Here is a 5,147-nt window from a genome sequence, read left to right on the forward strand (position 1 = left end):
GCCGGGGCGCGCCGGGTCGGCCAGGCAGGCCCTGCCGGTCGCGTTAGGGTGGACGGGACAGCGCCTAGGGTTCCGGGACGCACCGCTCCACTCGAGCGGAGTCCGACTGGTCCGAGCGGCGCCACGTGCGGCCGTCGGCCGGGCGTCATCTGAACGGACAAAAGCCAGGAGGACCCGTTCGTCGCGCCCGCGACGGGCAGAAGGGTCTCGGATGCCGGTCATCGCCATCGTCCTGGCGCTCAGCGCCGCCGTCGCGCACGCCGCCTGGAACGTCGTCGCGCACAACGTGAGCCGTGCGGGCGTGCCGTTCCTGTGGTGGGGAGCCCTCGCCAGCACGGTCGTCTGGATCGGGGTCGTCCCCTTCACGGGCGGACTCGGCACCGACGACCTCGCCGGCTTCGCGCTCGGTGTCGCGGTCTCGTCCGTGCTGCACGTGCTCTACATGTCGGTGCTGCAGCGCGGCTATCAGGCCGGCGACCTGTCGACCGTCTACGCGACGGCACGGGGGAGCGGACCGTTCCTGTCGGTCATCATCGCGATGCTGCTGCTCGGCGAACGACCGTCGGCGGTAGCGCTCGTGGGTGTCGCGCTGGTCATCGCGGGCGTCGTGGCCGTCGGCATCGTCGGCCGCACGGCATCCGCCGGAACGCGTCGCGGCCTCGACCCCGCGGTGCTGTTCGGTCTGCTCACCGGCGTGATGATCGCGACCTACACGATCTGGGATGCGCACGCGGTGCGCGAGTGGGGCCTGTCGCCGGTGGCGTTCATGGTGGGCACGACGCTCGCGCAGCTGCCGTTCTACAGCGTCGGCGTGCGCGGTCGCTGGGGCGCGGTACGCGATCTCGGCAGGCGGGAATGGCGGCGGATCCTGGCCTTCGGCATCCTCTCGCCGTTGTCCTACATCCTGGTGCTGCAGGCCATCACGATCGCCCCCGTCGCCCTGATCGCCCCGCTGCGCGAGGTGAGCGTGGTGCTGGTGAGCCTGTTCGGCGCGTTCGTGCTGCGCGAGTCACGACCTGCGTGGCGGGTGGCGGCATCCGTCGTCGTGGTCGCGGGGATCGTGCTGCTCGCGTTCTGAGTGCGTGCGGCCGGATGTCGGCGGTGGTGCCTCAGCGGAAGTCGACGAGCCCGGCGTGGGCGGCGGTGACGAGGATCTGCACGCGGTCGCGCACCTGCCACTTCGACATGATGCGACCGAGATGGGCCTTTACCGTGCCCTCCGAGACGATCAGCGACTGGGCGATCTCGGCGTTGGACATGCCCTGGGCCAGGCGCTCCAGCACCTCCGACTCGCGATCGGTCAGGGGCTCGAGCGCCTCGCCGGCGCCGGCGGCCGGCTCCTTGCTGCGCACGTGCTTGACCAGCAGTGAGGCGATGCGCGGGGACAGCGAGCTCGCGCCGCTGTGCACCTCCCGCACGCCCGCCAGGATGCTCTCGGCGCTGGAGTCCTTGAGCAGGTAGCCGGATGCCCCTGCGCTCAGCATGGGCAGGACCGTGTCGCTGCCGTCGAGCGTGGTGACGGCCAGTACGCGCACCTCGGGCCAGCGCTCGGCGATCGCGGCGGTAGCCTCGATGCCGTTCATCTCGGGCATCTGCACGTCCATCATCACGACGTCGGGACGGTCGTGCGCGAGGAACTCGAGGGCCTCCCGGCCGCTCTCGGCCTGGCCGATCACCGTGACATCGGAGCCACGCGAGACGAAATGCGAGAGCGCGGACCGCACCAGCGGGTCGTCGTCGACGATCAGGACGCGTATTTCCGACATGGAGGAAGCCTAACCGGAGCCGATAGACCCGAGCGTGATATGGACTTTCGTCCAGACAAGTCTGGTCGCAGGTTCGATGTGTTCGCGCTCGTTCACCGAGAAGATCAATAGGTACCTGGCCAAAAGACCTACAACTGGAGGTGAATCAGATGTCCTTCTGGGAGCAGCTCGCCCGCCTCTTCGGTGCTATCCGCTGATTGTATCTCGGAGGATAGGAGATACTTGACCCATGCCGTTCGTCCGAACGACCCGGGATGATCCCCGCATCCTCCACCTCAGCCGAGGTGAACGCCTGAACACCCTCGAGCGCGTGGTCATGCTCGCGTTCCTCATCGTGGTGTCAGGCGTCGACATCCTCGGCCTGATCTTCACGCCGGGCATGGATCCGGTCGGCGTCGCGTTCAGCGTCGCCGCCACCGCGGTCTTCGTCCTCTACCTCTGGTGGCCGCCCGTCGCGACCATCCTGCTGGGTTGCGTCTTCGTCCTCTCCTTCTTCGCCGGCAAGGACTCGTCCGTACTGTTCGCCGCCGCGATCGCGGCCGGTCTGGTGATGCGGCTCGGGTCGACGGCGCTCGTGCTGTCGTATCTCGGCGGTTTCCTCGTGGCCACCGCCTCGGTCGCCTACGGCGATCATCGCGTCCCCGTCAACGTCGGCATCTACCTGGTTGTGGCGACCGTCGCGGGAGCCGTCGGCTACGCCCTGCGTCTCGCGTCCACCCGAGGGCGCAGCCTCGAACTGCGTCTCGCCGAGAGCGAGGAGCAGGAGCGCCAGGCGGTCCTCGCCGAGCGGCGCTGGATCGCAGGCGAACTGCACGACAGCATCGCCCATCACCTCACCGTCGTCGCCCTGCACGTGCAGATGCTCGACGACCCGACCGTCAGCGCCGCTTCCCAGGACGCCATCCGCGTCGCGGCGCGCAAGGCCATGGCCGATCTCCGGTTCGTGATCGAGCTCGCCGATGACGGGCCCCGCGAAACCGCCATGCAGACGGGTGACCTGGGCGAGGCGATCAGCGAGGCCCGCGGCGAGATCGAGGCCGCCGGCCATGACGTCGTCGTCACCGGCGATCCGCTCGATGAGCGCATCCCCCGAATCGCGGACATCGTGTTCGCCCGCATCGTCCGGGAGTCGGCGACCAACATCCTGAAGCACGCCGGAGCCGGACAGGTGCGGATCGAGATCGAGGTCGATGACGAGCACGCGACCCTCAGCATCCTCAGCCCGCTGCCCTCGACGCCCCGGCGCGACCTGCCGTCCAGCGGCACCGGCCTGAACCGCATGGCGGAGCGCGTGATCGGCGCGAGCGGCGAGTTCAGCGCGGGGGTGGCCGACGGCCTGTGGCGGGTCCACACCCGGATGCCGCTTTCCTGAAGCCGCGGCATCCGCGTCCAAGGACTAGACGAAAGTCCATATTGGTCTCGCCGTTCGGACCTATATATCGGTCGAGAAGCGGTCATATCCTGGGATCTCCCCAGATAAGCGTCCCCAGCGCTTAACAAGGCGCTTCCCCAGCGCCGCGATCGCGAGCGCGATCTTCATAGGCTTCAGTACCACGCGCTCGCGATCGCATCTGGTTAACGGAGCTTTCGTGAGCAGTCGGCGCGGTGGCGGATGCCGGTGATCGTGAGCCGGACATCGTGATCGAGGCATCCGGCCATGCCGTCACCGACGCCATCGAGGGCGTTGCCGTGGGCGGGACCGCGGTGCTCGTGGGCTCGGTGTTCCCCGCCGATCCCGTTCCGCTCGACGCCGAGTCCGTCGTGCGGCGCCTGGTCACGGTGACGGGGGTGCACAACTACACCGGACGGGACCTGTCCGACGCGGTCGCGTTCCTCGCCGGACCCGGCCGCGCGCACCCGTTCGCGGAGGTGGTCAGCGCCGTGCATCCGCTCTCCGAGCTCGACCGCGCGCTCACCGCGGCATCCGCCCCCGGCGCGCCGCTGCGCATCGCCGTCGCCGCCCGCTGAACCGCGCCGGCCCGCTCCGTGCCGGCCCTCCTCAGGCCGGTAGCGGGTACCTGCGACGCAGCAGCGCGCGCTGCACGAGCGTCCAGGTGACCGTCACGACCAGGTAGAGCGCGGCGGCGAGCGGCACGAACACGGCGAACACCGCGGTCAGGTAGTGCAGGGCGTTCATCGTGGTCTCCATCCCCGGCACCGCCAGCGGACCCTCGTCGGGCACCTGCGCGGGGAACACCCGCCGGGTGATGTCGGCGATGACCACGATGATCAGCAGCGCCATCGCCCAGACGATCGCCGTGGCCGCGTCGATGCCGGTGCCGATCGCGCCCAGCAGCGAGGTGCCCAGCGGAGCGCCGAATAGGTCGTGACTCAGCAGAGCATTCGCGTGCCCGGCGATCTCGGGCCGCAGGAACAGCGTGTACAGGATGCCGACGACGGCGGCCTGCACGAGCAGCGGCAGGCATCCGGCGAACGGCGAGGCCTTCTCATCGCGGTACAGCGCCATGGTCTCGCGCTGCAGGCTCTCGCGGTCCTTTCCGTGCTTCTGCTGCAGCTCCCGCATCCTCGGTGCGAGGCGGGCGCGCATCTGCTCGGCCTTCGCCTGGGAGACGCCGACGGGGATCAGGCAGGTGCGCACGAGCAGGGTCACGAGCACGACGGCGAGCGCGGCCGCCGCGGCGCCGGCGACAGGCTCGAGCAGATGCGAGAGGGAGAGCAGCGCGGTGTAGGCGCCGTCCAGGAGGAGGGCGAGGGGCGGGAAGGCGAAGATGTCCATGGGTGTCCGTTCGTGGTCGCGGGAGGGTCGGCGGATGCCGCGGTCTCCAGCTGCGGGCGCTCAGGGCGTCGGCGGGGTCACGCGGCGAGCGCGGCTCCCGGGGCTCGCGGACGCGGATGCCCCGCGGCATCCGGATCGCTCTGCGCGAGCAGGGCGGACACGTCGATCGCGCGTCTCGGATGCGGCACGGAGTGGATGCCGAAGATGGGCCTGACCAGGGCCAGGGCGATCGCGAGCACGGCGACCGCGATGAGCACGGCGGCGATGCCCAGCATCCCGCCCGCCGAGGTCCCGGCCGGAAGGGGCACCACGCGCAACGCGGTCAGCATGAGCTGCAGCAGCGTCTGGATCATGGTCATCCCCCTTCCCTCAGGCCGAGGCTACCAGCCGCTCCTGCAGGCAGACCCCGCTCAGCGATCGCGGACGGGGATCTCCCCAGTAGCCGGGTAGTCCGGGCGCTCGGGCTGCCTGCTCTGGTGCGTGCCCTCACCGCCCTCGCGCCCGCCGTACGGCCGGCCGTGGTCCGCGTACTCGTCACGGCTGAACACCAGCATCCAGTCCCCGATGGTGAACTGCGCGCCGGTGCGCAGCGTCTCGATCCGCTCACCGTGCTCGCCCGCAGGGCTGCCGGCGTTCATCCGCCC

At 70.1% G+C, this 5,147-nt stretch carries 6 protein-coding genes and 1 pseudogene; 3 read left to right on the plus strand and 4 right to left on the minus strand.

Features of this window, described 5'->3' with window-relative positions; all coding sequences use genetic code 11:
- The first annotated feature begins 211 nt into the window (after positions 1 to 211).
- Positions 212 to 1,078: an EamA family transporter gene (locus BGN97_RS09025; RefSeq protein WP_292700306.1), complete on the plus strand. Its 867-nt coding sequence runs from the start codon at positions 212 to 214 to the stop codon at positions 1,076 to 1,078.
- A gap of 31 nt (positions 1,079 to 1,109) precedes the next feature.
- Here BGN97_RS09025 and BGN97_RS09030 read toward each other — a convergent pair whose 3' ends face one another.
- Positions 1,110 to 1,766, minus strand: a complete 657-nt coding sequence (locus BGN97_RS09030) for a response regulator transcription factor (RefSeq protein ID WP_292700309.1) — start codon at positions 1,764 to 1,766, stop codon at positions 1,110 to 1,112.
- Between the two features lie 229 nt (positions 1,767 to 1,995).
- Here BGN97_RS09030 and BGN97_RS09035 point away from each other — a divergent pair, with 229 nt between their 5' ends.
- Both BGN97_RS09035 and BGN97_RS09040 read left to right on the plus strand, forming a co-directional pair.
- Positions 1,996 to 3,138 (plus strand): histidine kinase, encoded by a 1,143-nt coding sequence (locus tag BGN97_RS09035; protein ID WP_292700312.1) that lies wholly within the window; start codon positions 1,996 to 1,998, stop codon positions 3,136 to 3,138.
- A gap of 233 nt (positions 3,139 to 3,371) precedes the next feature.
- Complete coding sequence (locus BGN97_RS09040; protein WP_292700315.1) at positions 3,372 to 3,734, plus strand: zinc-binding dehydrogenase; 363 nt, start codon at positions 3,372 to 3,374, stop codon at positions 3,732 to 3,734.
- Positions 3,735 to 3,765: 31 nt separating this feature from the next.
- Here BGN97_RS09040 and yidC read toward each other — a convergent pair whose 3' ends face one another.
- The 3 genes and pseudogenes from yidC to BGN97_RS09055 all read right to left on the minus strand — a co-directional run.
- Positions 3,766 to 4,503, minus strand: coding sequence for a membrane protein insertase YidC (yidC, locus tag BGN97_RS09045; RefSeq protein WP_292700318.1), 738 nt, complete (start codon positions 4,501 to 4,503; stop codon positions 3,766 to 3,768).
- Positions 4,504 to 4,580: 77 nt separating this feature from the next.
- Complete coding sequence (locus tag BGN97_RS09050; protein WP_292700323.1) at positions 4,581 to 4,862, minus strand: DUF6412 domain-containing protein; 282 nt, start codon at positions 4,860 to 4,862, stop codon at positions 4,581 to 4,583.
- A gap of 51 nt (positions 4,863 to 4,913) precedes the next feature.
- Positions 4,914 to 5,147: pseudogene (locus BGN97_RS09055) on the minus strand (hypothetical protein); the annotation flags it as partial.

It is taken from the genome of Microbacterium sp. 69-10 (assembly GCF_001897945.1).
Taxonomy (GTDB): Bacteria; Actinomycetota; Actinomycetes; order Actinomycetales; family Microbacteriaceae; genus Microbacterium.